The organism is Hydrogenophaga sp. L310, from assembly GCF_055703065.1.
In genome coordinates, this window is record NZ_JBVPZA010000021.1 from 1 (window position 1) to 25,021 (window position 25,021).

The 25,021-nt window shown below is 66.5% G+C and carries 23 protein-coding genes and 1 pseudogene; 7 read left to right on the top strand and 17 right to left on the bottom strand.

The window, feature by feature from the left end:
- Positions 1-61: 61 nt before the first annotated feature.
- Positions 62-1,180, bottom strand: coding sequence for a helix-turn-helix domain-containing protein (locus tag AC0GNO_RS21835; RefSeq protein ID WP_472905505.1), 1,119 nt, complete (start codon positions 1,178-1,180; stop codon positions 62-64).
- A gap of 224 nt (positions 1,181-1,404) precedes the next feature.
- Between AC0GNO_RS21835 and AC0GNO_RS21840 the strand changes: the two genes are divergently transcribed.
- From AC0GNO_RS21840 to AC0GNO_RS21860, 5 genes are all read left to right on the top strand, one after another.
- The gene (locus AC0GNO_RS21840; RefSeq protein ID WP_177137979.1) at positions 1,405-1,884 is read left to right on the top strand and encodes a 4Fe-4S dicluster domain-containing protein; all 480 of its coding nucleotides are present in this window, start codon (positions 1,405-1,407) and stop codon (positions 1,882-1,884) included.
- A 27-nt stretch (positions 1,885-1,911) separates the two neighbouring features.
- On the top strand, positions 1,912-3,759 hold the full coding sequence (locus AC0GNO_RS21845) for an aldehyde ferredoxin oxidoreductase family protein (RefSeq protein ID WP_472887807.1): 1,848 nt from the start codon (positions 1,912-1,914) through the stop codon (positions 3,757-3,759).
- Between the two features lie 68 nt (positions 3,760-3,827).
- Positions 3,828-5,180 (top strand): NAD(P)/FAD-dependent oxidoreductase, encoded by a 1,353-nt coding sequence (locus AC0GNO_RS21850; RefSeq protein WP_472905506.1) that lies wholly within the window; start codon positions 3,828-3,830, stop codon positions 5,178-5,180.
- A gap of 77 nt (positions 5,181-5,257) precedes the next feature.
- Positions 5,258-5,512: a MoaD/ThiS family protein gene (locus AC0GNO_RS21855; RefSeq protein ID WP_177137973.1), complete on the top strand. Its 255-nt coding sequence runs from the start codon at positions 5,258-5,260 to the stop codon at positions 5,510-5,512.
- Positions 5,513-5,518: 6 nt separating this feature from the next.
- A complete protein-coding gene (locus tag AC0GNO_RS21860) occupies positions 5,519-5,818 on the top strand; it encodes a hypothetical protein (RefSeq protein ID WP_472905507.1) in 300 nt (99 codons plus the stop codon).
- Positions 5,819-5,825: 7 nt separating this feature from the next.
- Here AC0GNO_RS21860 and AC0GNO_RS21865 read toward each other — a convergent pair whose 3' ends face one another.
- The 3 genes from AC0GNO_RS21865 to AC0GNO_RS21875 all read right to left on the bottom strand — a co-directional run bounded on the left by AC0GNO_RS21865 (position 5,826) and on the right by AC0GNO_RS21875 (position 9,054).
- Positions 5,826-7,088, bottom strand: coding sequence for a nitronate monooxygenase (locus AC0GNO_RS21865; protein ID WP_472905508.1), 1,263 nt, complete (start codon positions 7,086-7,088; stop codon positions 5,826-5,828).
- Positions 7,089-7,341: 253 nt separating this feature from the next.
- Entirely contained in the window at positions 7,342-7,695 is a 354-nt protein-coding gene (locus AC0GNO_RS21870; protein WP_472887811.1) for a DUF5368 domain-containing protein, read from the bottom strand.
- An 18-nt stretch (positions 7,696-7,713) separates the two neighbouring features.
- Complete coding sequence (locus tag AC0GNO_RS21875; protein WP_472887812.1) at positions 7,714-9,054, bottom strand: NAD(P)/FAD-dependent oxidoreductase; 1,341 nt, start codon at positions 9,052-9,054, stop codon at positions 7,714-7,716.
- 175 nt (positions 9,055-9,229) lie between these two features.
- Here AC0GNO_RS21875 and AC0GNO_RS21880 point away from each other — a divergent pair, with 175 nt between their 5' ends.
- Both AC0GNO_RS21880 and AC0GNO_RS21885 read left to right on the top strand, forming a co-directional pair.
- Positions 9,230-9,676, top strand: a complete 447-nt coding sequence (locus AC0GNO_RS21880; protein ID WP_177137952.1) for an OsmC family protein — start codon at positions 9,230-9,232, stop codon at positions 9,674-9,676.
- Positions 9,677-9,789: 113 nt separating this feature from the next.
- Positions 9,790-10,356, top strand: coding sequence for an Rrf2 family transcriptional regulator (locus AC0GNO_RS21885; RefSeq protein WP_472905509.1), 567 nt, complete (start codon positions 9,790-9,792; stop codon positions 10,354-10,356).
- Positions 10,357-10,372: 16 nt separating this feature from the next.
- On the opposite strand, the gene AC0GNO_RS21890 is transcribed toward AC0GNO_RS21885, so the two are convergent.
- The 13 genes and pseudogenes from AC0GNO_RS21890 to AC0GNO_RS21950 form a co-directional block, all read right to left on the bottom strand.
- Positions 10,373-11,389 carry an FAD:protein FMN transferase gene (locus AC0GNO_RS21890; RefSeq protein WP_472905510.1) on the bottom strand — a complete coding sequence of 339 codons (1,017 nt, stop codon included), beginning with the start codon at positions 11,387-11,389 and terminating at the stop codon, positions 10,373-10,375.
- Positions 11,390-11,405: 16 nt separating this feature from the next.
- On the bottom strand, positions 11,406-11,807 hold the full coding sequence (locus tag AC0GNO_RS21895) for a c-type cytochrome (protein WP_472905511.1): 402 nt from the start codon (positions 11,805-11,807) through the stop codon (positions 11,406-11,408).
- 106 nt (positions 11,808-11,913) lie between these two features.
- Positions 11,914-12,528, bottom strand: a complete 615-nt coding sequence (locus tag AC0GNO_RS21900) for a nitrous oxide reductase accessory protein NosL (protein ID WP_472905512.1) — start codon at positions 12,526-12,528, stop codon at positions 11,914-11,916.
- Entirely contained in the window at positions 12,528-13,073 is a 546-nt protein-coding gene (locus AC0GNO_RS21905; RefSeq protein ID WP_472905513.1) for a nitrous oxide reductase accessory protein NosL, read from the bottom strand. The genes AC0GNO_RS21900 and AC0GNO_RS21905 overlap by 1 nt, the downstream gene beginning before the upstream one ends.
- Complete coding sequence (locus tag AC0GNO_RS21910; RefSeq protein WP_472905514.1) at positions 13,070-13,897, bottom strand: ABC transporter permease; 828 nt, start codon at positions 13,895-13,897, stop codon at positions 13,070-13,072. Before AC0GNO_RS21910 ends, AC0GNO_RS21905 begins: the two co-directional genes overlap by 4 nt.
- Positions 13,894-14,838 carry an ABC transporter ATP-binding protein gene (locus AC0GNO_RS21915; protein WP_472905515.1) on the bottom strand — a complete coding sequence of 315 codons (945 nt, stop codon included), beginning with the start codon at positions 14,836-14,838 and terminating at the stop codon, positions 13,894-13,896. Before AC0GNO_RS21915 ends, AC0GNO_RS21910 begins: the two co-directional genes overlap by 4 nt.
- Positions 14,819-16,072, bottom strand: a complete 1,254-nt coding sequence (locus tag AC0GNO_RS21920; RefSeq protein WP_472905534.1) for a nitrous oxide reductase family maturation protein NosD — start codon at positions 16,070-16,072, stop codon at positions 14,819-14,821. Before AC0GNO_RS21920 ends, AC0GNO_RS21915 begins: the two co-directional genes overlap by 20 nt.
- A gap of 35 nt (positions 16,073-16,107) precedes the next feature.
- The gene (locus AC0GNO_RS21925) at positions 16,108-18,726 is read right to left on the bottom strand and encodes a 4Fe-4S binding protein (protein ID WP_472905516.1); all 2,619 of its coding nucleotides are present in this window, start codon (positions 18,724-18,726) and stop codon (positions 16,108-16,110) included.
- A 162-nt stretch (positions 18,727-18,888) separates the two neighbouring features.
- Positions 18,889-20,820, bottom strand: a complete 1,932-nt coding sequence (gene nosZ / locus AC0GNO_RS21930; protein WP_472905517.1) for a TAT-dependent nitrous-oxide reductase — start codon at positions 20,818-20,820, stop codon at positions 18,889-18,891.
- A 570-nt stretch (positions 20,821-21,390) separates the two neighbouring features.
- Positions 21,391-22,453 (bottom strand): annotated as a pseudogene (locus tag AC0GNO_RS21935) (flavodoxin family protein).
- A gap of 120 nt (positions 22,454-22,573) precedes the next feature.
- Positions 22,574-22,957 carry a fluoride efflux transporter CrcB gene (gene crcB / locus AC0GNO_RS21940; RefSeq protein WP_305361115.1) on the bottom strand — a complete coding sequence of 128 codons (384 nt, stop codon included), beginning with the start codon at positions 22,955-22,957 and terminating at the stop codon, positions 22,574-22,576.
- 14 nt (positions 22,958-22,971) lie between these two features.
- A complete protein-coding gene (locus AC0GNO_RS21945; protein ID WP_472905518.1) occupies positions 22,972-23,979 on the bottom strand; it encodes a recombination-associated protein RdgC in 1,008 nt (335 codons plus the stop codon).
- Positions 23,980-24,246: 267 nt separating this feature from the next.
- Positions 24,247-25,020, bottom strand: a complete 774-nt coding sequence (locus tag AC0GNO_RS21950) for a LamB/YcsF family protein (protein ID WP_472905519.1) — start codon at positions 25,018-25,020, stop codon at positions 24,247-24,249.
- Position 25,021 lies beyond the last annotated feature (1 nt).

Below are 25,021 nucleotides of genomic sequence, written 5' to 3' on the forward strand. Positions count from 1 at the left end.
CCTCTCCCCTCCCCCCCTCCCCCCCGGCGAGCAACCCCCCCCCCCCCCCGCAGGGGGGGGGCTACCTCCGTCCGATCTTGCGGTACACCGTGGCCCGGCTGATGCCGAGCACGCGGGCCGCCTCCATCACGTTGCCACGCGCTTCTTCCACTGCGCGGCGGATGAGCGCGGTTTCCACGTCTTTCAGCGGCACGCTGGCACCCGTCGGCCGCTGTGGGGCACTGCTGCTGCCCCGGCCGTCATTCAGGCGTGCCAGAACCTGCAGGCGCAGGCCCGACCACAGGGGCAGTTCGATGGCTCCGCGCAACGCGCGGGCGGCATCGAACAGGCTGTCGGGTGGCACGGCGATCACGTCGCTGCAATGTGGCCAGGGCGCACCGGCCGGCAGGGTCAGCATGTCGGCCGCCGCGCGGTTGGCGCCGGTGATGTGGCCGTCGCCATCCAGGCACACCAGACCGTCGCTCTCTTCGCCGGGCGTGCGCCCGGGCCAGTTCAGGCGCAGCAGCAGGTGGTGCGGCTGCGCCAGTGTGAGCGCGTTTTCAATGCTCAGCGCCGACTGGGTGACCAGGTGCTTGAGGGCCGGGCGTTCGGGCACGTTGATGCCGGTCAGGTCGAGCATGCCGACGCAGCGGCCGTCAGGGCCGAACAGCGGGGCACCCGCGCAGCTGTAGGCGCTGGTGTCGTCGAAAAAGTGTTCGCCGCGGTGCAGCCACACCGGTTGCAGCTCGGCCAGGGTGGCACCGATGGCGGTGGTGCCCACAGCCTGCTCCGACAGGTCCACGCCCACGCGGGCGATCAGGTGCGCGAGGCGGTTGTGGTGATCGATCGGGCCGTTGACATCGATCACCACGCCCTGGGCATCGGTGAGGATGGCGAAGTAGCGGGTGTCGGCCATGGCGCGCGCCAGCTGCTGGATGACCGGCGCCGCCGCGCGCAGCAGCGGCTGGTTGGCCTCGATCACGCGGCGCATGGCCACGCTCGACACCGGGTCGAAAGCCAGTCGCTGGTCGGGCTGCAGGCCTTGCGCCAGACAGCGCCGCCAGGAACGTTCGATCCAGGGCTCCAGTCGGGCCGCGGCGGCCATGCCGTCGCTCTGGAACACCGCCTGGCGCGCGTGCTCGATGAGGGTCAGCCGGTCGGACGTGCTGCTGGCTGGCTGGGGGGGCTGGCGGATGCTCATGGGAGTGTCTCGTTTTTGTTCAGTGTTCTGTCTGCCATGCCACAGACAGCATCAAGTATGCCAACGGCCGCGGTGTTTCATTTTGAGAATTTCCGCGGGTGCGGCGGAGCGAATGAGGGATAACCCTCACCACAAAGTGGAACAGCCCACCAACAATGGCTAGGCAAATCTTTTCATAAGCATGGCGCAGCACAAGTGGCGCCGCACCCCCACAGGAGAACCTCATGCAGAAAGTCCTGCACATCAACCCGGACAAATGCACCGGCTGCCTGCAGTGCGAAATGGCCTGCTCGTTCGAGAACTACGGCACCTACGCCACCTCGAAGTCGCGCATCAAGGTGTTCGACTTCCACCACACCGGCAAGAAAGTCCCCTACACCTGCACGCAGTGCGACGAAGCCTGGTGCCTGCACGCCTGCCCGGTGGAGGCGATCACGGTGGACAAGATGACCGGCGCCAAGGTGGTGAACGAGACCACCTGCGTGGGTTGCAAGGTCTGCACCATCGCCTGCCCCTTTGGCACCATCAACTACGTGCAGGAAACCGGCAAGGTCCAGAAGTGCGACCTCTGTGGCGGCGAGCCGGCCTGCGCCGAAGCCTGCCCGACCGCGGCGATCACGTTTGTGGACGCCAACTGGACCGGTATCGACAAGATGAAGCAGTGGGCCGACAAGCTGGGCAACCAGCCGTCTGCCGCCGCCTGATCCCCCAACCCATTCAAGGAGCACAACATGTCTTGGGCTGGAAAAATCCTCCGCGTCAACCTGACCGCGGGCACCGTCAAATCCGAACCGCTGAACATGGAGTGGGCGCGTGCCTACCTCGGTTCGCGCGGCCTCGGCAGCAAGTACCTCATCAGCGAGATCGACCCCAAGGTCGACCCGCTGTCACCGGACAACAAGATCATCTGGGCCACCGGCCCGCTGACCGGCACCATGGCCTCCACGGGCGGGCGCTACACCGTCATCACCAAGGGCCCGCTGACCGGCGCCATCGCCTGCTCGAATTCGGGTGGCTACTGGGGCGCCGAGCTCAAGATGGCCGGCTGGGACATGATCATTTTTGAAGGCAAGTCGGACAAGCCGGTCTACCTCTACATCAACGACGACGACGCTGAATTGCGCGACGCCGGTCACCTCTGGGGTCAGAGCGTGTGGAAGACCGAAGAGATGCTCAAGACGAGCCTGCAGGACCCGCTGCTGCGTGTCTCCAGCATCGGCAAGTCGGGCGAAAACGGCGTGCTGTACGCGGCCGTGGTGAATGACCTGCACCGTGCGGCCGGCCGCTCGGGCGTGGGCGCCGTCATGGGCAGCAAGAACCTGAAGGCGATCGCCGTGCGCGGCACCAAGGGCGTGGGCAACATCCGCGATCCCAAGGCCTTCATGAAGGTCACCTTCGAGAAGAAGAAGATCCTGGCCGAGAACGCCGTGACGGGTCAGGGCCTGCCGGCCTACGGCACGCAGGTGCTGATGAACGTGATCAACGAGATGGGCGCGCTGCCCACGCGCAACCACCGCGACGTGCAGTTCGAAGGCGCGAAAGACATCTCGGCCGAAGCCATGGCCACACCGCGCGAAAGCGACGGCAAGAAGCACCTGGTGACCAACCAGGCCTGCTTCGGCTGCACCATCGCCTGCGGGCGCATCAGCAAGATGGACGAAGGCCACTTCACCGTGGCCAACAAGCCGCAGTACTGGGGCGCCAACGGCGGCCTGGAATACGAAGCGGCCTGGGCGCTGGGCGCGGCCAACGGCGTGAACGACCTGGAAGCGCTGCAATACGCCAACATGCTGTGCAACGAAGAAGGTTTCGACCCGATCAGCTTCGGCGCCACCGTGGGCGCGGTGATGGAGCTCTACGAAATGGGTGTGCTCACCGCGGAGCAGCTCGGCATCGACGCCAAGTTCGGCTCGGCGCAGGCGCTGGCCCACTTCGCCGAGATCACCGCCAGGGGCGAGGGCTTCGGCAAGGAGATCGGCCAGGGTTCCAAACGCCTGACCGAAAAATACGGCCACCCCGACCTGTCCATGAGCGTCAAGGGCCAGGAATTCCCGGCCTACGACGGTCGTGCCATTCAAGGCATTGGCCTGGCTTACGCCACCTCCAACCGCGGCGCCTGCCACCTGCGTGGCTACACCATCGCCTCCGAAGTGCTGGGCATTCCGGTCAAGACCGATCCGGTCGAGAGCGAAGGCAAGCCGGAACTGGTGAAGGCGTTCCAGGACGCCACCGCCGCGTTCGACTCGTCAGGCCTGTGTGTGTTCACCACCTTCGCTTGGGGCGTGGCCGATCTGGCACCGCAGCTGCAGGCCGCGTGCAACGAAGAATTCACCACCGAAGAGCTGGAGAAGATCGGTGAGCGCATCTGGAACATGGAGCGCGAATTCAACAACGCCGCCGGCTTCACCGCCAAGGACGACAGCCTGCCCAAGCGCCTGCTGACCGAAGCGGCCAAGACCGGTGCCTCCAAGGGCATGGTCAGCAAGCTGCCCGAGATGCTGCCCAAGTACTACGCCGCGCGCGGCTGGGACCCGGAAGGCCGCCCGACCGCCGAGACCAGGGCCCGCCTGAGCCTCTGATCTTTCGCATCGGGGACGTCAAAGAAGCGGTCCCCTGCGGCCGCTTCTTTCTTTTGGAGAACACTTTCATGACCCACCACGTCATCCTCGGCGCCGGCCCGGCCGGTGTCATTGCAGCCGAAACCATCCGCAAGCACGCGCCCAACGACACGATCACCGTCATCGGCGATGAAAACGAAGCGCCGTATTCGCGCATGGCGATCCCCTACCTGCTGATCGGCAAGGTCGGCGAGGACGGCACGCACCTGCGCCACACGGCCGGTCACTTCGAGGCGCTGAACATCCAGGTGTTGCGCGGTGTGCGGGCCAAGCTGCTGGACCCGGCCAAACGAACCATCGATCTGAGCAACGGTCACACCATCGGCTTTGACACGCTGCTCATCGCCACCGGCTCATCGCCCGCCACGCCGCCGATTCCGGGCATTGACGGCCCCGGCGTGCACAGCTGCTGGACGCTGGCCGACGCGCGTGCCATCGCCAACCTGGCCAAGCCCGGCGCCAAGGTGCTGCAGATGGGCGCCGGTTTCATCGGCTGCATCATCATGGAATCGCTGCAACAGCGTGGTGTGGAGCTCTCCGTGGTGGAGATGGGCGACCGCATGGTGCCCCGCATGATGGGCCCCACCGCGGGCGGCATGATCAAGGACTGGTGCCAGAAAAAGGGCGTGAAGGTCTTCACCGGCGCGCGGGTCGAAGCGATCGAGCGCGGCGACGGTGCCGAGCCCGGCCTGCTGGGCAAGATCGCGCAGGTGGTGGGCATCGGGTCGTCGACCGCATCCAACGGCAAGATGCAGGTGCGCCTGTCCACCGGTGACCGCCTGGAGGCCGATCTGGTCATCAGCGCCACCGGCGTCAAGCCCAACATCGGCTTCCTGGAAAACAGCGGTGTGCGCTGCCTGGTCGGCGTGCTGACCGACGAACACCTGCAGACCAATGTGCCCGGCATCTACGCCGCGGGCGACTGCGCCGAGGCCTTCGACAAGGTCAGTGGCAAGACCATCGTGAGCGCCATCCAGCCCAACGCCGCCGAGCAAGCGCGTGTGGCCGCGCTCAACATGGTGGGCCAGAAGGTGGAGCTCAAGGGCGTGACGCAGATCAACGTGCTCGACACGCTGGGCATGATCTCCACCAGCTTCGGCAATTGGGAAGGCCTGCGGGGTGGCGAACACGTGGAGCTGACCGATGAGAAGTCGGGCCGCCACCTGAGCCTGCAATTCAAGGACGACCTCATGGTCGGTTGCAACAGCGTGGGCTGGACCGATCACGTGGGCGTCATGCGGGGTCTGGTGGAAGGGCAGGTGCGCCTGGGCGAATGGAAGGACACGCTGATGGCCGACCCGACCAGGCTGATGGACGCCTACCTCGCCAGCGCGCAGGGGCAGGGGCAGTGGAGCGGCGCTGCCGACGACCGCCGCCGATGAATCCATTCCGCCGCTCCGTCAGGGGCGATACCCGGCGCCGCTGACGCGGCGCAGCCCGGAATGGGAAAATCACATCCATGAAAATCACGTTCAAGCTCTTCGCCACCCTGACGGACTACCTGCCCGCCGAGGCGCGGCGCAGCAACCTCGTCGAGCTGGACGTGAGTCCGGCCGCGCCCATCAGCCAGATCATCGAACCCTTTGGCCTGCCGCCGAAGCTGGTGCATCTGGTGCTGGTCAACGGCAAATACGTGGAGCCTGAAAAGCGCATGACCGCGACGCTGGCCGAAGGTGATGTTCTGGCGATCTGGCCTCCCATAGCGGGTGGTTGAGATCCCATGCAGTCGAGCTACGCCGAAACTTTCGATCGCGACATGGGCTGCACCGAGGCCGAATGGCTGGGCTGGCTGCCCGCGGCCATTGGCAGCTGCCCCTGGCAGATCGATGCCGGTGCGGCCCGGGTGGCCATCGCACCGGGGGCGCTGCAGCTGCGCTGGCAGGTCATGCCGCCGCGTGTGATCGCCCTCATGCGCATGCCGGTGCTGCGCGTGAGTTTCGCCTTCAGCGGGCTGGACGCAGCTCAGCGCTTCACGTTCATGAAGCGCTTCGACCTTTACATGCAGCGCGGGGGCGGATGACCCGGGTTCAGGCGGGCACGGCTTCGGGCTCGGGCATCGCCACCCGGTTGTCGGTGCTGAACTGGTAGTCCTTGAACACGTGTTCTGCGCTCAGCAACTGGAAGCTGCCATCGGCGTTGCGCACGGTGGTGTCTTTCAGGCGCCAGGTGAGCTGGCCGCAGGTCCAGATGTCGAAGTTGCGCATGTGGGTGCACAGGCAGGTCTTGTCCATGACCTTGATGCGTTTTTCACCCGGGTGCGCCAACACTTCACGGTTGTACGACGTGACGTAGGCGCACTTGCCATTGGCGTCGAGCAGGTAACCATAGGCCTCGCAGTTCGGGCGGATGCCGTCGCCGATGCCCGGGCTGCTCTTGATCATGCGCATCGGGTAACCCGTGGGCGAAATCTCGTTGACTTCGATGTCGTCTTCGTTGGCCTTGAAGTACTCCTGCTTGATGTCGTCGGGCAGGCCACATTCCTTGGTGACGGTGAAGCGCGTGGCCACCTGCACGCCCGAGGCGCCCATTTCCATGAAGCGCACGGCGTCGGTGCCGGTGAAGATGCCGCCCGCAGGAAGGACCGGGATGTCAAGCTGCTCGGCCTTCATCCAGGCCAGGATTTCGGCCACGATGGTGGCCAGGTCGTATTGCGCCCAGTCCATGCCGAAGCCGAGGTGGCCACCGGCCAGCGGGCCTTCCACCACAACGTAGTCGGGCAGGCGGTTCAGGCGGCTGTTTTTCTTCAGGAAGAGCTGCAGCGCGCGCAGCGAGCTGACGATGATGCCCAGCTTGGCGTCGCGGAAACGCGGGTGGTCTTCGATCAGCGCGAACGAACCCAGGTGCAGACCGGCCGCGAGCGTGATGCCGTCGATGCCGGCGTCCAGCGCCGAGGACATGCGGATCTTGAGCGTTTCCTTGGGCGCGTTCATCGTCAGCTTTTCCATGCAGTTGATGAACACCATGCCGCTGCCGCGCTTGCGGCCCATGGTGTGCTCGACGTGCAGGCGGGTGGCCTCGGCCAGATCACCGAGATCGAACTTGATGGCCGACTTGTCCTCGGAGTCCATGTTGTATTTGTACAAGGCCTGTTTGGCCTTGACGAACTTGGTCTTGTAGCGGCGGTCGGTTACCGTCTTGATCATGGCGTCGGAGATGTGCCCCACGCCGCCCAGGCGGGATGCTTCCAGTGCCAGGTCGGCCGAGGAAATGTCCACACCCATGCCGCCGATCATGATGGGCACCATTTCCTGGTGGCCCATCTTCAGGCGGAAATCTTCCAGTCGTCTCATAGTCAGCTTTCGAATGTACGGCCCAAGCTTACCCGGTCCATGACACTGTTTTTTTCACGAATTTGTCAAATATGAACCGGCGTTGGCCGGCGCCCGTTGTTGGGCGCGCAGGTTCATTGTTTCAGTGCAGGTGTGATTTTCGGTCAAACCCGCAACGGTACCCGGAATATGCGACATAGCCCTTACGCGATGTCGTTGAAAAAAAGCGAAGGCCGCGTGTGGCGGCCTTCGCAAACGGGCTGGCGTGCCGTGGTCAGTGGCTCGCTCGCCGCGGTGAGATCCAGCCCATGAGGGTGTAGGTCAGGACCACGGTGGCGACCAGACCCACGCCATAGACGAGGGCAATCAGGAACCAGTCGGCCGGGCCGCCAGCATCGGTGAAGCCCGAGGACGATACCTTGGCCATGATCACCAGCGCGAGAGCACCGCCAAAAATGCCGAGCACTTCGGCGCGCACGAGGCGGCGCGAAACCAGGCCGCGCTCGCGCACCAGCAGCGCCAGGAAGGCCAGGATGCCCAGCACCGCGACCAGCAGCATGATCCAGAGCAGGGGGCCGAGCATCTCCTGGAACACGGAGAGAAAAACCATCGGATCGAGTTCTTTCATGGGGAGTCTCCTTGGGGGTCAGGCGCGGCCGCGCAGCATGCTGATGTAGGTGGGTTTGAGGGCCATGGTTTTCATGACCCAGCTGATCCAGAGCTCTTCGAGCGGCGCGATGACGCCGGGGAAGGACATGATCAGGTTGTCCTTGTAGTCGAACTCGATCAGCATGGCCTGGCCCAGGCGGGTGATCAGCGGGCAACTGGTGTAGCCGTTGTAGACCTCGCTGGAGGCCTTTCCCGAAATGTCACCGATCAGGTGTGACACGGCCACCGGCACCTGCCACTTCACGCTGGCCGCCGTCTTGCCCTTGGGTACACCGGCGATGTCACCCACGCCGAAGACGTTGGGGTAGCGCTTGTGGCGCAGCGTGTCGCGGTCCACTTCAACCCAGCCATCGGACGCGAACGGCCCTTCGGTCCAGGGCAGAGGACTGTTGCGCACCACCTCGGGCGCGCGCATGGGCGGCACCACATTGATGAAGTCGTACGGCTGCTCCGCCGTTCCGGTGAGGGTCTTGTAGGTCGCGATGCGCTTGTCCAGATCGATGGCCTGGAGAACATGTTCATGGTTGACCTTGACGCCGCGGTCCTGGAACAGCATGCGCACTTTTTCGGCCACGATGGGCACGCCGAACAGCGACTTGCTCTGGGCCATGTAGATGATCTCGGCCTTGCCGCGGTTGCCGCGACGGCGCAGGTGGTCGTCGGTGATGAAGGTGTATTTGAGCGGGGCGCCTGCACATTTCATCTCGCCCGCCGGTCGGCCGAAGACGCCGATACCGCCCTTGTCCGCGAAGGCCGACATGGCTTGCCAGGTGGCGGTGGCGGCCTGCGGACTGTGGTAGATGCTGCCCATGCCGTTCTGGCCGATGCGCGCCGTGTCCATGCCTTCGATGCCGGCGTAGTTCAGCTCCAGGCCGGTCGCCAGGATCAGGAAATCGTAGGGAACGGCCTTGCCACTTTCGGTGACCACCTTGTTGCCTTCCGGATCGATTTCGGCCACCCGCTCCGTGATCCACTCGACGCCCTGGGGCAGGTAGTCACCGGTGTTTGAAACCGTGTAGTTCTGCGACTTGATGCCCGCGGCGACCAGGGTGAAGCCGGGCTGGTAATAATGCTCCTTGCGTGCGTCGATCACGGTGATGCTGGCGCCCTGCAGGCGGGCCGCCAGTTGCGAGGCTGCCGACAGGCCCGCTGCACCCGCACCCGCGATCACGATGCGGGCGCTGCTCTTGACGCTGTCGGCATGCGCCGGGGTGCTGGTCTGCGACAGCGCCGCGGCCAGCGGCAGGGCGCCCAGACCGGCCAGGAAGCGGCGGCGCGCGGGTTCAACCCGCTGGTCGGGTTGCAGGGTCTTGGACATGGTTGTCTCCTTTCAGTAAACGAATCCGGTTGTTTGATACCCCGGGGAGTTTGTTACTATAGAGATCGACCGCAGATCAAGATTTGACATTGGTCAATCTGGTGGCCTGTGCGCACAATCGGAAACCCTCGACCGTCGGCCCCGTGTCCAGCGGTCGCATTCTTCAGGAGCTCCCATGAGCGAAAACGCCAGCGTGACCATCACCCGCCAGTCGGGTTACCAGTTTCTGGTTGACTTCGGCGCAGCCATCCCGCAGATGCTGGCCGACGAACCTGCGCCTCTGGGGCTGGGCGCAGGCCCGGCGCCCGACCACATGCTGCTGGCCGCGGTGGCCAACTGCCTGAGCGCGAGCCTGCTGTTTTCCTTGCAGAAATTCAAGCAGGATCCGGGCGCCCTCAAGGCGACCGCCACGGCCGAGGTCGGGCGCAATGAAAACAAGCGCCTGCGCATCATGGGCATCAACGTGAAACTGGAGCTGGGGCAGGCCGCCGCCGACATCGAGCACCTGGACCGCGTGCTCGCCCAATTCGAGGAGTTCTGCACCGTTTCGATGAGCGTGCGCCAGGGCATTGCGATCAACGTGCAGGTGCAGGACGGCACCGGAGCCCTCCTCAAAGGCTGAGCAGGTGACGGCGAGGCCTGTGGCCTTGATGCAGGGCTCAAGGTGCCCGCCGTTTTGACGGTACAGTGAACCATTCTCGTCCCCGCCCTTTCTTCTGACAGGCTGATGACCCCATGCGACTCACCCAATGGACCGACTACAGCTTGCGCATGCTGATGTATTGCGCAGCTTGTGAAGGGCGCGAGCATCCGCCCACGGTGAACGAGATCGCCGAGGCGCATGGCATTTCGCGCAGCCATCTCACCAAGATCGCGATGATCCTGGCCGCGTGTGGCTGGATCGCGACCACGCGGGGTCGGGGCGGTGGCCTGCGCTTGCTCAAGCCGGCCGGAGAACTGACCCTGGGCGAAGTCATCCGCCAGACCGAAACCGATATGACGCTGGTGGAGTGTTTTGACCGCAAGACCAACACCTGCCGCCTGGATGGCTATTGCCGGCTCAAGGATTCCTTGCACAAGGCCATGCAGGGCTTCTTCGATGTGCTCGATGGCATCACGCTGGCCGACCTGCTCGCGCCCATGGCGGCAGGCAAGGCGCCTGCGGGTCAGTTGCCCCACCTGATTCCCATCCAGTTTGCTTCGCTGGCCCCGCCGAAAAAGGCGCCGGCCTCCACCAGTAAGGCCGCTGCCCGGCACAAGCCGGCGGCGGCGCGAAAACCCAAGCCGGCCAGGGCCGGTTGACGCGCCGGGGCCGTCCTCAGGCCGCTTGCAGGCGCACGTCCATGCGTCCCGTGGTCCGGACGCTGGCATTTCTATCCACGATCAGGCTGTCCACCTCGTGCAGGGGCGAGAGCAGATGCTGTCCAGCAGCGGCGCCCGCCGCCATGATCGCGGCACCCAGGCCGTTGACGGGGTCCGGCTGGCGCGACACCAGGACCACTCCCCGCACACCGCTGCTGGGCATGCCGGAGACCGGATCGAGCACGTGGTGATAGCGCCGCCCGTTGCGAACGAAGCACCGCTCGTAGTCGCCGGACGATGCCACGCAACCGTCGCCGAGAAACACCGTGCCGATCAGCCGCTCGGGCGCCCGCGGGTCGCGGATGCCGACGCGCCAGTCGCGACCCAGGAGCTGCCCACGCGTCAGCACATCGCCGCCGCCGTTCAGCATGGCGTTGCGCAGCCCGTGTCGTTCCAGCACCCGCAGGCCGGCCTGCAGGATGGGCAGCTTGGCCACCCCGCCCAGGTCGATGCGCATGCCCGACCGGTTCAGGCCGACCTGGCCAGCCTGGGGGTTGATCGACACCTCGCGAAAATCCACCAGCCGGCGTTCGCTGCGCAGTTCCGCGGGCGACGGGATGCGCGCATGCTTGGCGTCGAACGACCAGCCGTCATACGCCCCCACGGTGATGTCAAAGGCGCCATCGCTGAGCCGGGACAGTTCGGCGGCGCGCTGCAGCACCGCCATCAGCTCCGGCGGCGCATCCACCCATGACCGACCCGCGCTGCGGTGCAGTGCGGACACCAGGCTGTCGGCCCTGTAGCGGCTCATCATGCGTTCCAGGCGCTGCATCTCCGCAAAGGCGGCCTGGATGGCGACTGCCGTGCTGGCGGGGTCGTCGCCCTGCGCCACGATGTCCACCTTCGTGCCCATCAGGGCGCGGGACACGCGTTGAACATCGGGGTTGGCCAGTGCCGGGCGCAAGCCCAGGCCCGTGACGAGCAGGCCGCCCAGCCCGGCCAGACAGCGACGGCGTTGGAGCAGGTGAGTCATGGTGCCGGCGTGTCGTTTACTGAGACAAAGCGACCATGTGGTCCACGGCACCCTTGACATCGTCGTCGGAGAGGGTCGTGCTACCCCCGCGTGCGGGCATCATGCCTTTGGCGCCGGTGTAGCCTTCGATGGCGTGTTTGTAGAGCGTGTCGTTGCCCTGTGCGATACGCGGACCCCAGTCGGCCTTGTCACCGGGCTTGGGCGCGCCGGCCACGCCAGCCGCATGACACATGGCACAAGTCGCCCCATAGACTTTTTTGCCCACGGTGTTTTCGGCCACAGGGGCGGGCGCCGGGGCGGCTGCAGTCACCGGGGTAGCAGCCGCCGGCGCCGCCGCCGTGGTCTCGGCGGGCTTTTCGCCGCAGGCCAGCAGGGCAGCGCTGCAGCCCAGGATCAGGAGGAGGTTCTTGGCGTTCATGGGGTGTCCTTGAATGGAGTGGTGAAGGGAGTGGGGTGGATTTTTAACATTCATTTTATATGAATAATTAAAACAGTTTTTGACACGCATCAAGGTGAACCGGGCTTCAGCCATGGGTGTGCGGGGCGAGCCGCTGCAGCGGTGCGGGCAGGCCTTTGCGCAAGCGCGCGGCCGTGAGCCATTCGCCTCCGTGCTGGTCGATGAACACCCCTGCCTGGTGTTTGGTGGCGAACGCAGGCAGGTTGCCCGATCGCATCGGGCCCATCAGCCTGGACCCATGCACATACAGGGCCTGTTCGGCGGGCACCCAGACGCCGCTGTCCAGGTCGGTGACGTACGAGGCCACGATGCGGTCGGCGCTCTGGCCTGCGGTGTAGCGCGGAACCTGCTGCAGGTAAAGAAACAGGCTCAGGGGCGAGTCCAGGTACTGCACGTCGCCGTTGGAAAAAATGACCTGTGCCGCCCAGCGCCGCTGGCGGGCCGGGAACATGCCGCAGACCGGGCAGCGCGCCTCGGGTGGCACCTCGCGTGCTGCGCTCAACGGCAGGCCGGAGGCGGCGTCGTAAGAAAAAGTGGGCGCCACCAGGCAGACGTCGGACGGCAGTTCCGAGCCAGTACGGGCAACTGCCACCGGGTCACCCGGCGAGCGCAAGCCCAGACCGGCGAACACCGCCACGCTGCCCAGCACCGAGAGACCGATGAACCGGCGGCGTTGCGGCATCACATGCGGGTGTCGTGCAGGGCGCCGCCGCTGAGATCCACCATCTCGGGCTTGATGTCGGCGTAGCGCAGCAGGCGGCCGCCGTATTGCTGCACGAAGGCCTGGGCCTCGGCTTCGGCGGCAAAGCTGGCGGCCGTGGGGCCCATGGAACCGTGGCGTTTGCTGCCCAGCACGTAGAGCGCCTGGCGCGCGTCGATCCAGTGCCCCCGGGGCTGGTCCCAGTCGGCCTGGCCCATGTCTTGCACGTGCACCGACACCACCGCGCGCACCTGCTCGGGCGCCAGCAGCACCGACAGCAATTCCACCGAATCACAGAACCACTGCACCTCGGCCACGCCGGCGTAGCGGATCTGGCCTTTGGGGCCGGGGTAGTCGGACAACTGCATGCCGTCCAGCGAGCAGCTGGACTGGGCGTCGATCTCGGCCGGGGCGCTGGAGGTGGCATCGCCGCTCTGGCCGCAGCCCAGCAGGCTGAGGGTGGCCAGGCCGGCGCAGCCGCACAGCAGGCGGCGGCGGTTCAGGGGGAAGTGTGATGGGGTGTTCATGGCCGGAATCTCCAGGAAGCCAGGGCAAGGGGTGCGACGATCCAGGCCAGCATGGCGCTGCTGAGCCAGCCCACCTGGCTCAGCGCCGGGGGCAGGATGCTGGCCAGGCCATAGAGGCGCTGCACGTCGTCGAGCGAAAACACGTTGAGGATGCGGAAGATGTCGGCCGGGTTCAGCAGCAGCAGGTAGGCGAAGACCTGGCCGCCGAACTGGCCGCCGGTGGCCACCAGCAGGCCCAGCAGCAGCAGGTCGAACACCAGCACCAGCGCGAACCACAGCGCGATGGCCAGGCCCGAGGCGCGGGTGCGGTCGCGGGCCAGCACCGACAGCAGCACCGCCAGGCTCAGGAACGCCAGCCCCAGCAGCACCGAGCTGAGCACGAAGCCGGCGTAGTGGTACAGGCCGGCCCAGCTGAAGCGCTGGTACAGCAGCAGGGCCACCAGCGCAAAGCCCGACACGGTGGACAGCGTCAGCGCGCCCGCGAGCCCGAGGTACTTGCCCAGCAGCAGTTCCAGCCGCGTGATGGGCAGGGCCAGCAGCAGGTCGAGCGAGCCGCGCTCGCGCTCGCCGACGATGGCGTCAAAGCCGAGCAGCAGCGCGATCAGCGGGATCAGGTAGATCACCAGACTGACCAGGCTGGCGATGGTGAGCTCGATCGAGCGCGGGCCGATCTGGCCTTGCGCGGCCGAGCCGAAGTAGGTGATGAGCAGCGAGAACACGGTGAAGACCACGGCCACGGCCAGCACCCAGCGGTTGCGCAGCCGGTCGCGGAATTCCTTGGCGGCCACGGCCTGCACCTGGCGCCATTGCAATGAAAGGTTCATGGTGCCTCCCTCAGGCCGAAGTACACGTCCTCCAGCGAGGGCTCGTGGATCTGCAGATCGCTCAGCTCCGCGCTGGCCAGCCAGGCCAGCACGCGCATCTTGTGCTCGCGGGGGCAACGCAGTTCCAGCAGGCCGGGTTCGCGCTGCTGCAGCACGATGTCGGCGCCGGCCAGTTGCCCGGGCAGTTCGGTGGCCAGGGTCTGCAGCCAGGTCGGCGCGGCGCGCAGCTGGAACACCAGGGGCATGCGCGAGCGCTCGCGCAGCGCCTGCACCGTGCCCTGCGCGCACACGCGGCCGTTGCTGAGCATGGCCAGCGCATCGACGCGCTGTTGCAACTCGGCCAGGATGTGCGAGCTGATGACCAGGGTCACGCCCTGCGAGCGCAGCAGGTCGAGCTGGTCGTAGAAGTCGCGGATCGCCGACGGGTCCAGGCCGGTGGTGGGTTCGTCGAGCAGCAGCAGCTGCGGGTCGCCCAGCAGGGCCTGGGCAAAGCCCAGCCGCTGGCGCATGCCCTTGGAGTACTCGCGCACCGCACGCCCGCCGGCCCGGGTCAGGCCGACGCGGTCGAGCAGGGCGGCGCACTGTGTCTGCGGCGCGCCCTTGAGGCGCGCGAAGAAGCGCAGCGTCTCCAGCCCGGTGAGGTTGTCGTACAGCACCAGGTTCTCGGGCAGGTAGCCCAGGGCGCGCCGCGTGGTGCGGAAGTCGGGGCCGTTCACCGTGCAGCCGTTGACCTGGATGCGGCCCTGGCTGGGGGTGATGAGACCGAGCACGAGCTTGAACAGGGTGCTCTTGCCGGCGCCGTTGTGGCCGATCAGGCCGAAAAGCTGGCCGCGCGGCACCCGCAGGCTCACGTTGTCCAGCGCCAGCAGCGGCGCACGCCGGCTGCCGTAGGGTTTGGTGACGCCCTCCAGGTGCAGGGCCTCAGCGGAAATACTTGTCACGCCATGTGCTCCAGTGGGGATGTTTCGGCGCCATGGCCGGATGGGGGTCGATCACGCTGGGCACGCGCAGCACCGGGAACTGGTGTCCCAGCACGCGCAGGGCCTGCACGGCGGGGCTGCCCAGCAAGAGTTGAATGGAAGGGTGGCGCCACTGCAGGCGGTCCACCAGATCGTTGGCTTCGTAGGACAGGTCGCCGATGCCGTTGCCGTCGCGGTCCCAGCCCAGGTAGTTGCTCCAGTAGTTGCCCTGGCCGGGCTCGGGGTGGCCCCAGGGTTCGTCGCGCGCGCCGACGTAGCGCACCTGCTCCCGGTTGGCGATGAAGTCGTTGCCCACGACCTGGTTGCGCGTGGACCCGGCCGACAGGTGCACGCCCACGTGGTTGTCCACCACCAGGTTGTTGCGCAGGGTCACGTACTCGACGTCGTAGATGAAGAAGCCGCGGGCGTTGCCGGCCACCACGTTGTTTTCGATCACCGAGTCCTGCAGGGTGCGCAGCATGATGCCGTGGTCGGAGTTGCCCCAGGTGCGGTTGCCGCGCACCACCTGGTCGCGCACCTCCATCAGGGCCAGGCCGCCGCGGTTGTAGTAGCTGTCGTTGTCTTCCCACAGGTTGTGGTACGAGTTCATGTAGTGCGCGCCGTAGCGGCTGTGGTGCAGCCGGTTGGCGCGGAATTCGGCGTGGTGCGACACGTCGACATAGAGCGCGTCGCGCACGAAGCTGATGTCGTTGCCGGTGATGCGCGCGCCCTGTGTGTTGTAGAGCTGGATGCCGTTGCCGCGCTGCGAGGAGTTGAAGTCGCGCAGGCCGGTGATGCGGTTGTCTTCGATGCGCACTTCGTTGGCTTTTTCGATCCACAGGCCGAAGAGGTTGTAGGTCAGGTCGCAACGCCGCACCACGGCGCGGTGCGAACCGGGCTGCACGTAGATGCCCGCGTGCTGGCTTTTCAGGCTGGTGCCCGAGTCGCGCACGATCAGGTTTTCGATCAGCACGTCGGGCGAGGCGACGCGGATGGTGTCGCCGCGCTGGCCGCCGCTGAGGGTGGGGCGGTTGATGCCGCGCAGGGTCAGGGGCTTGTCGATGCGCAGGTTCACGCTGTAGAAGCCGCGCGCCACTTCCACCACGTCGCCAGCGGCGGCCTGCCTCACGACGGCCTGGATGTCGCCGCCCGGCTCCACCCGCCACACGGCGGACCACGCGGAGCACGCGGGCAAGGCCAGGCCCAGCAGCCACACGCAAGCCAGCCGTTGGCGCCAGAAGCTTTGGGTCTTCACGCCAGCTGCCCCAGGGTCTTGAGCACGAGGAACAGCGTCGCACCGATCAGCAGGTTCTTGAACCCGACGTAGCTGAGCATGTCCATCCAGTTCGCCACGCGGTAGCGCGCCTGCCACCACGGGCCGTCCTTCACGTAGCGTTTGCCCGCCATGCGGATCAGCACCTCGTAGACGCTCCAGCCGAACCACCAGCCGATGATGGCGCTGGCCGACAGCCGCCCGTCGGCCGCCAGCAGCCAGGCCACGCTCGCGGCCAGGGCCAGCGAGAGCCCGGCGAACTGCAGGGCGCGCTGGCTCTTCCAGCCGTCGCGGCTCCAGGGCCACAGGTGGTGCTGCACTTCCTGCCACAGACCTTTGAGGCCAGGGGCTCGGCCGCCGGGCCAGGGCTGGGCGGGCGCGGTGGGCATGCGCGGATCGGGGCCCTGCGCCGCCCGGGCGCTCACGGGCGAGACCGGTTCGATGGGGATGAAATAGCCGTTGCGCCCGATCGGCGTGATGAGCAGGCCGTCGCGTTCGCGGCGCTTGCGCTCCTTGGCCAGCGGCGGGCAGCCCTTCTGGTCGGTGTAGAGCACCATGCAGTCCAGGCAGTGCAGGCACTCGCGGTGGTCGATGCGCCCATCGGCGTCGATCGCCTGCGCGCCGCAACCCACGGCGCAGGCCTTGCAGCTCTTGCAGTCCTGCTTGCGCTGCAGGCCGAACCAGCGGAACGTGCTGGGCATGGCCAGCGAGGCGCCCAGCGGGCAGATGTACTTGCAGTAGGGGCGTTCGATGAACAGCGACGCACCCAGGATCACCACCACGAACAGTCCGTAGGGCCAGCTGCGGTTCGTGATGCCGACCAGGAAGGTGGTCTTGAACGGCTCCACCTCGGCCAGCACCTCGGCCAGGCCCATGGAGAACATGGACACCACCAGCAGACCGAAGAAGATGGCGTACTTCAGCCACTTGAGCCGGTCGTGCCAGACCTGCGGCACCTTGGTCTGGAAGCGTTTGAGGCCGATCACGCGACCCACCTTGTAAAGCGCTTCGGAAAGCGAGCCGAAAGGGCACATCCAGCCGCAGAACAGCCCGCGCCCGAACACGAACACGGTGACGATGATGAAGACCCAGAAGATGAAGATGAACGGGTCCGACAGGAACAGCGACCAGGTCCACTGGAACAGCAAGGCGTGGAACCAGGTCAGCACCTGGGTGATGGAGGGCTGCGCCAGCAGGCCGAAGCCGACGAAGCCGATGCTGATGGCCCAGGCCGAGTATTTGAAGGCGTTGACCGGCCATTTGTTCTTGTGGGTCGAGCGCCGCGTGAGCTTGTCGCGCAGGGCATAGACCACGGCCACCGCCAGCAGCAGGGCGCTGAAGAGGGCGATCTCGATGGCGCGTGACTTCCAGATGCGCACCCAGGGGGCATCGGGCTCGGTGACCACCGGGCGGCCGCCTTGCAGCATGTCGGCGGGCAGCCAGTATTTGGTCTCGAAGACCGCGAAGCTGCGGTGCCCGGTGGCGCGGTCCACGCGGTTGCCCAGGAAGGCCAGCTTCCAGGGGTAGGCCGCCGAGAAGCTCTCGGAGCGGATCACGAAGATCGCCGACTCGGAGTAGCGCGGCGCCCCCTCGGCTTCCAGCCCGTAGAGGTTGAACGAGTCCAGGTCCCGGAAGGTGAAGGCATCGGCGCCCTGCTTGACCTGGATGCGGTCGTAGATGCCACCGCGCACGAACCCCGAGCCCTTGAAGGATTCGATGCCGGCACTGCGCACCACGAACAGCGCCTGTTCGCTGTCTTTCAGGCGCGAGCGCAGCGTGGCGAAGCCCGATTTGCCGAGCAGGCTCTGGCCCACATCGGGGTGGTTGAGGTCGCCGAACCACAGCTCGATGAAGGGCTCGGCGCTGCGCTCCAGACCCAGTTGCTCGGGCATCACGCGCAGGCGCTGCACCGCGCCCATCTTCACCAGTTCGTCCCAGCGGTAGGGCCGGCCGCTGGTCACGAAACGAGCGGGGTCGCGGCGGGTGGGTTCGATGATGCCGACCTGGCGGGCCACCGCCGAGCCCGAGAGCTGCATCACCTGGTTCTGCGCGATCACCGTGACGGTGGCGCCGGAGATGGCGTCCAGGCCCAGGATGTTCTCGTCCGGGCGCGAAGGACCGACCTCGATCTGGTCGGTGACCGACTTGCCGAGGTACTGGTTGTTGAAGTTGACCAGCGTGGACTCTGGAATGCCCAGCAGCAGGATGGGCTCGGAGTGCTTGAGCACCTTCACGCCGACGTAGCGGCCGCGCGCGTCCATGCCGATCAGCGTGATCACCGGCTTGCCGGAATAGGCCGGGGTGTCGGTGATGTCGGTCGAGAGCATCACGTAGCCCAGCAGGGCCTTTTTGCCCGGCTGTTGCGGGTCGGCGTCGCCGTAGGCCTCCACATACGGTGGCTGGCCCATGCGCTGGGAAAAACTTTGGGCGCCCGGGAAGACCTCCGCGCAGGGCACGAGGGCGCACAGGTCGGGGTTGGTGGCCAGGTCGGCGGGCAGATGGGCCTCGTAGGCCTGCGCCTGGGCTTCGTTGCCGAGCGGGCTCAGCAACAGGGCGGCGGCGGTCAGCGCGGCCGAGAAAAGGCGTGCAATCGACATCGTTGGGGTCCAGGGGGCGGGGTCCGACGCCAGCGCCACACGGCGCGGGCATCGGACCTGGCAAAGCAGGACCTCCCCGGGGGGAGGTTTTGAAGGCTTATGGGCCTACCTTCGTGCAGCGCACTCCGGTGCGAGCTTGCTTGGGGCGGCCCGGCGCGACGCTCATGCCTCCACGATCATGCGGGTGCGCATCTCCAGGTGCAGGGCGTGGCAGAAGTGCGTGCAGTAGCACCAGTACACGCCGGGCTCGCCCGCCGTGAAGGTGACCGAGGCGGTTTCGCCCGGGTTGACGATGAAGTTGACGTCGTGGTTCGGGATCGCGAAGCCGTGCGTCAGGTCTTCGATCTTGTCCAGGTTGGTCAGGATCAGCGTGACCTCGTCACCCGCCTTCACCTTGAACTCACGCAGCGAGAAGGCCGGGGCCTGCGACGTCATCTTCACGGTCACCTTCTTGCCGTTGCGCACCACGCCCGAGTCCTTCGGGTCCTTGATGGCGTTCGGGAAATCGTCGAGCGAATAGACCTGCTTGGGCTTGACGAGGTCGCGCTTGAAGATGATGAAGTCGTGCGGTTCGCCGCGCACCGGGTGGTCGGCCAGCAGCACCATCTTTTCGCCCGACATGTCGATGATCTGCTCGTTCTCGGCGTGCAGCGGACCCACTGGCAGGAAACGGTCTTTCGAGAACTTGCAGCCCACGGCCAGGTACTTGCCGTCGGCGGCAATGGTCTCCGACTGCGAGCCGTTGATGTGGCCCGGCTGGTACTGCACGTCCAGGCGGTCGACCACGTACTTGGCGGCCTTGTCGCCGGCGTGGAACTTGATCGCGGCGTCCACGTTCCATTTCACGATCTGGCTGTCCAGGAACAGCGTGGTGTAGGCGTTGCCACGGCCGTCAAAGGCGGTGTGCAGCGGGCCCAGGCCGATCTCGACCTCGGCCACGATGGCGTCGTCCAGCTTCTCGATCTTGCCGTCGAACCATTCCAGCACCTTGGCCAGCTCGATCACCGTGGCGGTGGGCGAGAGCTTGCCGGCGCAGATGAAGTACTTCTGGTCCGGGCTGGCGTTGACGCCGTGCGGGTTCTTGGGCACCGACACGTAGGCGGTCAGCGCGGCCGTCGGGTCCTGGTTGGCTTCGTGTGTGCCGTCCACCACGGGCACCTTGGAGCTGCCGAAGGTCTTGAACTTGCCGGCCTTCACCGCCGCTTCGATGCGGGCGATGTTGAAGAAGATGCAGGCATCGCGCTCGGCGGACATCATGTCCTCGTACTTCGCGCCCATCTCGGTGTTGTACTGGTTCGACGCGGCCAGCTTGCCATCGTAGGACGTGGCCACCAGGTCGCAGTTGCCGTCGATCAGCACCTGCCAGCGCACTTCCATGGTTTCGGCATCGACGCAGCTGAACAGCGAACGGTATTTGGCCGCGTCCTCGGTGCCGGCGTTGGGCAGCGGAATGCCGAACTCGCCGCCGCAGAACACGCGCGTGGTGTAGTTGATGGCGGGGTCCACCGGGTCGCGCTTGTCGGGGAAGATGCCGTGGAAGCCCTGCACGTTGGGCAGCTGCGTGATCTTGTCGCAGATGAAATAGTCCAGACGGATGCGCGCGATGCGGCTGTTGATCTTGTCGTTGATCCAGGCGTAGCGGCCGTCGTAGTTGCCGTCCTTGTACGAGGCGTGCGTGTGGTGGGTGTCGCCCACGGTGTGGCGCAGCGCGCCATTGGGCTTGGTGCCCATGATCGCCTTGGACTCGTTGGTGATGCCCCAGCCCACCAGGGCGTCGGGCACGAAGCAGGGGATGCGAAGCAGTTCGCGACCCGAGGGCATGCCGAGCACGCGCATGTCGCCGGTGTGGCCACCGCTCCACAGACCGTAGTAGGTGTCGAGCTCACCGGGCTTGAGGTGCGTGGCGTTGGCGCTGCTGTGTGCGGCATCGGGGGCCGCGGCCGGCGCTGCGGCGGGGGCGTTGCCGGCACCGGATTCTTTTTCGGTGCAGGCCGCGGCGCCCATCGTCAGTCCCGCCAGTGCGGCGGTGTTCAGGAAACGTCGGCGACCCCATGCGGTGGTGTCTTTGGAGGGCAAGCTGCTGTCGCTTTTCATGTGTGAACCTTTTGGGTTTGGGTTTGGAAAAGGGGTGGGCCACGCGCGGGAGGTGGCATGGCCGCGGGAGAGGTGTGCGCACGGCGCTCGGCACACGCCGTCAGCGTGTGGTGGGTGTGCCGTTCGGTGAACGATGGGTGTGCCGTTGGCGTGGGCAGGAACGGCGGCAGGCACAGGGCGCAATCCAGCGTCGGGACAGGCACCGAGTCCGGGCTGTCGCCGGCATCGACCCACTTGACGCCACTGCCGCTGCAGACCTCCGTCATGCCGCGGTGGGTCAACAGCGGTGATGCAAAAACGATGCCCCAGCAGAGCAGAAGGCACAACAAGACCCAGCGCTGGCGGGCTCGTTGGGGGTGCTGAAAACTGGACATGCGCGGACTATAAGTCCGATATCATTCAAATGAAATGCATATTTAAGAACGTTTGATCTGGATCAATGAATGCTGTCCCGTGGTCGCCCGCGCGGGGTGGTTGCGTGAGGTTGTCAGGACCGGCGTCGGCGCGCAGAGCGCGGTCGACTGGCTGCTGCGGTGGCAGCCGGCGGGGTGTGGGCCACGGCCCTCTGCGCTACTTGGGCCGGGGACGTTTCAGGTGGGGCTGTGCGGTCTGCAGCCGGCCGGCGCGCAGTTCGACCACGGCCTTGGCCACCGCACGCGCCACGTTGCGGGTTTCTTCATGGAGGTCCTCGTCCCGGTCCAGGGCTTCGTGGCTGTTGGCATAGGGTTCGTAGTAGCCGATGTAGCGGTCCAGCCGGGCCATCACGCCAGCGTCGATGAACCCCATCCAGTCCAGCCAGTCACACAAGGATCGCCGGGCGCCTTCAATGCCGGCCACGTCGCCGTGCACCAGCACGCCGTAGGCACGGCCGGCCAGGTGTTGTGGGTAGCTCCAGCCGGCCATCTCCAGGGCTTTGGCCTTGGCGGCGTTTTTGCCTGCGGTGGTGGTGGGGTCGGGGTTGCCGCCATCGGCACACACCATGCGGTCCATCATCAGCTTGAGCGGACTCGGACTCTGGTACCAGTAGACCGGGGTGACGATGAGCACCGCGTGGGCCGAGGTCCAGCGCTCGTAGATCTGTGCCATCCAGTCGCTGGTCTGGTTCAGCGCGTGGTTGGGGTAGCAGCTGCAGGGCCAGTGGCACAGCGGCATGGCGGTGGACAAACAGCCCTTGCAGGGGTGGATGTTCAGGCCGTATTCGGAGGTGAGCAGGCTCAGGTCCAGCAGGTCGGTCTGCATGCCCAGCGGCTCCAGCACCTCGCGGGCCGTTTCCACCAGCCGAAAGCTCTTGGAGATTTCACCCGGGCAGGTGCCGTCGTTGCGCGCCGAGCCGCAGACCAGCAGCACGCGCGAAGGCGTGGCCGGGTCGGCCCACTGCAATTGGGCGGCATCCAGCCGCTCTCTGGTGGTCACCCATTCGTCGGACAGCTGGTAGTCCGGGTCCGCGTAGCCTTTGCCGGCCTGGTGCGTCGAGGGTGCTTTGCGGCCTTCGCTGAAGGCGGCCGGCTTCCAGCCGGTCGATGGACGAATCCTCGGCACGGAAGGCCGGGTCCATGAACGAGGCCCGGAAGCGCTCCGCGAACTGCGCCCGTGCCAAGGAGGCGGGCGCCTGCCCCTTGCGAATCCAAATCATGGTCAACCCCCGGCTGTAACTTGTGGGGAGTCCAATCTGGGCGCATGGCGCGGGGGCGTCTGTGCGATAGCGCACCCAAGCCTGGCGGGCGTGGCCGCTCGGGTTTTCAACGGGTCGGGGTCAGGCCGGGGCCCACCACCAGCCCGCCATCTTCATGCCGAGCACGGTGAGCAGCAGCGAGCCGAACAGGTGCAGGCCCGCGGTACCGGTGGCCAGCAGCCAGCGGCCGTGTTGCAGCATGCTCACCACCTCCACCGAGAAGGTGGAAAACGTGGTGAGCGCGCCCAGAAACCCGGTCACGATGGCGAGCCGCCAGGCCGGGTCGAGCTGCGTCTGGCTCTGGAAGAACACCACCGCCACGCCCACCAGCCAGGCCCCGGTCCAGTTCGCCGTGAGCGTGCCCCAGGGCAACACCGCGTGGCCCTGGTTGAGCCACAGGCTGAGCTGCCAGCGCGAGAGCGCGCCGATGCTGGCACCGAGGCTGATGGCGATCACTTGCAGCATGGCTCAGTGGGGGATCAAAACGGTGGGTCTTCGTCGTCGCCCACGGCGGTGACGGCTTCCTGTTTGGGTTTGGCCGGCGCGGCCGTTGGCGCATCGGGCATCGCCATGCCGGGCACGATCTCGCCGCCCAGGGCTTCGATCAGTTCGGGGATCAGCTTGTTCAGCTCGCCGGTGCTCAGTGCCACGTCGGTGTCGAAGCCGCTTTCGCCGTCGGCGGCGCGGTCGTCGAACACGCCTTCGAGGAACGCGAGTTTCTTGAGCTGCATGGACTCGGTGAGCACGAAGCCGATGCGGCCTTCCCAGCTCATGGCCAGGCGCGTGGGCAGCTTGCCCTCGGTGATGTGTTTGCGCACCTCGTCGGTGGCAAGGTTGTGGCGGGTGAACTTCACGACCGACTTCTCTTCGTCGCCCGATTTCAGTTCGCACTCGCGCTCGACCGAGAAGCCACCCGGTGCGCCGCCTTCGTCTTCGTCGGACACCGGGGCCGAGAGCCACGAAGTCATCGCGGTCTGCGGCGTCACGGCGGTCTGCAGCAAGGTGAGCGACAGGTCGTTGAAGGCGTTGACCAGGGCGGTCACCAGCTCGTCGAGCTTGCCCTGGCTGCTGGCATCGGTGACCAGCAGGCCGTTGGCCAGGTCGATCCAGACCCACACGCCCATGCGGCGCGGAAAGGCCTGGGGCAGCAGGGACAGCAGCGCGTCTTCGCGCAGTTCCTTCATCTGCTTCTTGCCGGGCTTGCGGCCGGTGGTGGCTTCGATGTGTTCGGCTTCTTCGTCCGCCTTCTCGCGCACGACCGAGCCGGGCACGGCCTTGGTCTCGATCATCAATTTGAGGATGCGCTGCCCGGCCACGGATTCGACCAGCGGGCCATGCGCCTCGCCGCGCGGCTCGACCCAGCCCACGGCCTTGTCCTGCGTGGCGCCGCAGGGCACAAAACGGGCCGCGTCGAGCGCGGCTTCCATCGACTCCAGCGTCGCCGTCCAGCCGGGCGCGATGCGGTAGATCGTTACATTCTTGAACACGGAATTCCTTGGGTTGTGCCGGTGCGTTGTGGACCGGCGCCCCCTCCCGGCAGCGGGAGAGGGTTGGGTGAGGGGCTTTGATGATACCCAGCCCAACCCCGGGGTTCAGAGGCTGAGCGTTTTTTGACCGGGCCTGAAAGGCGCGCCAAAACGGCCCGGATCTAGGCGCAAAGCACAGCCGTAGCCCGGGCTACGGCGAGCATTTGCAACCACGAGCTGGGCCGTTCTGGCGTGCAAGGCGGGCACGGACGAAAGACTCTCAGCCTCTCAGACCAGCGCGGTCAGCGGGGCGAGCTGAAATCCCGCCTTCTCCAGCGCGAGGCGGATCTGCTGCGCCGAGGCCACAGCGTCGGGCCCGTCGCCGTGCACGCAGATGCTGTGAATGGGGGTCGGCAGGCGCTGGCCGTCGGCGGTGACGATGCCCCCGGCGTCAAGCATGCGCAGCACGTGTTGCACACAGGCCTGGGCGTCGTGCAGCACGGCGCCTGGCTGGGAGCGCGGGGTGAGCTGGCCGTCGGCCTGGTAGCTGCGGTCGGCGAACACCTCGCGGCCCACGCGCAGGCCCGCCGCCTCGCCGGCCGCTTCCAGCGCCGAGAGGGCGGGCGCGAGCAGGATGAGCTCACGGTCCAGTGCGCGCACGGCGCGTGCCACGGTGGCGGCCACGTTGGCGTCGGCGCAGGCGATGTTGTTGAGCGCGCCGTGCGGCTTGACGTGCGTGACACGGCCGCCTTCGGCCGCGGCCATGGCCTGCAGCGCGCCCACCTGGTAGAGGATGGTGGCTTCCAGCTCCTGGGTCGACAGTTGCATCGCGCGTCGGCCGAAACCCTGCAGGTCCGGGAACGCCGGGTGGGCACCCAGGCTCACGCCGTTGGCCAGCGCCAGGCGCACGGTCTCGCGCATGACCACCGGGTCACCCGCGTGAAAACCGCAGGCGATGTTGGCGCTGCCAATCACCTGCAGCAGCGCCGCGTCGTCGCCCATGCGCCAGGCGCCGAAGCTTTCGCCGAGGTCGGCGTTGAGGTTGATGCTGGTTGGGTTCATG

Bases quoted from the DNA above. Each gene is read 5' to 3' on its own strand.
- AC0GNO_RS21865 (WP_472905508.1), bottom strand. From the start codon at position 7,088: ATGAGACGACTGGAAGATTTCCGCCTGAAGATGGGCCACCAGGAAATG.
- AC0GNO_RS21880 (WP_177137952.1), top strand. From the start codon at position 9,230: ATGAGCGAAAACGCCAGCGTGACCATCACCCGCCAGTCGGGTTACCAG.
- AC0GNO_RS21925 (WP_472905516.1), bottom strand. From the start codon at position 18,726: ATGTCGATTGCACGCCTTTTCTCGGCCGCGCTGACCGCCGCCGCCCTG.
- AC0GNO_RS21840 (WP_177137979.1), top strand. From the start codon at position 1,405: ATGCAGAAAGTCCTGCACATCAACCCGGACAAATGCACCGGCTGCCTG.
- AC0GNO_RS21905 (WP_472905513.1), bottom strand. From the start codon at position 13,073: ATGAACACCCCATCACACTTCCCCCTGAACCGCCGCCGCCTGCTGTGC.
- AC0GNO_RS21875 (WP_472887812.1), bottom strand. From the start codon at position 9,054: ATGTCCAAGACCCTGCAACCCGACCAGCGGGTTGAACCCGCGCGCCGC.
- AC0GNO_RS21860 (WP_472905507.1), top strand. From the start codon at position 5,519: ATGCAGTCGAGCTACGCCGAAACTTTCGATCGCGACATGGGCTGCACC.
- AC0GNO_RS21950 (WP_472905519.1), bottom strand. From the start codon at position 25,020: ATGAACCCAACCAGCATCAACCTCAACGCCGACCTCGGCGAAAGCTTC.
- AC0GNO_RS21855 (WP_177137973.1), top strand. From the start codon at position 5,258: ATGAAAATCACGTTCAAGCTCTTCGCCACCCTGACGGACTACCTGCCC.
- nosZ (WP_472905517.1), bottom strand. From the start codon at position 20,820: ATGAAAAGCGACAGCAGCTTGCCCTCCAAAGACACCACCGCATGGGGT.
- AC0GNO_RS21900 (WP_472905512.1), bottom strand. From the start codon at position 12,528: ATGCCGCAACGCCGCCGGTTCATCGGTCTCTCGGTGCTGGGCAGCGTG.
- crcB (WP_305361115.1), bottom strand. From the start codon at position 22,957: ATGCTGCAAGTGATCGCCATCAGCCTCGGTGCCAGCATCGGCGCGCTC.
- AC0GNO_RS21835 (WP_472905505.1), bottom strand. From the start codon at position 1,180: ATGAGCATCCGCCAGCCCCCCCAGCCAGCCAGCAGCACGTCCGACCGG.
- AC0GNO_RS21910 (WP_472905514.1), bottom strand. From the start codon at position 13,897: ATGAACCTTTCATTGCAATGGCGCCAGGTGCAGGCCGTGGCCGCCAAG.
- AC0GNO_RS21885 (WP_472905509.1), top strand. From the start codon at position 9,790: ATGCGACTCACCCAATGGACCGACTACAGCTTGCGCATGCTGATGTAT.
- AC0GNO_RS21850 (WP_472905506.1), top strand. From the start codon at position 3,828: ATGACCCACCACGTCATCCTCGGCGCCGGCCCGGCCGGTGTCATTGCA.
- AC0GNO_RS21870 (WP_472887811.1), bottom strand. From the start codon at position 7,695: ATGAAAGAACTCGATCCGATGGTTTTTCTCTCCGTGTTCCAGGAGATG.
- AC0GNO_RS21845 (WP_472887807.1), top strand. From the start codon at position 1,912: ATGTCTTGGGCTGGAAAAATCCTCCGCGTCAACCTGACCGCGGGCACC.
- AC0GNO_RS21895 (WP_472905511.1), bottom strand. From the start codon at position 11,807: ATGAACGCCAAGAACCTCCTCCTGATCCTGGGCTGCAGCGCTGCCCTG.
- AC0GNO_RS21890 (WP_472905510.1), bottom strand. From the start codon at position 11,389: ATGACTCACCTGCTCCAACGCCGTCGCTGTCTGGCCGGGCTGGGCGGC.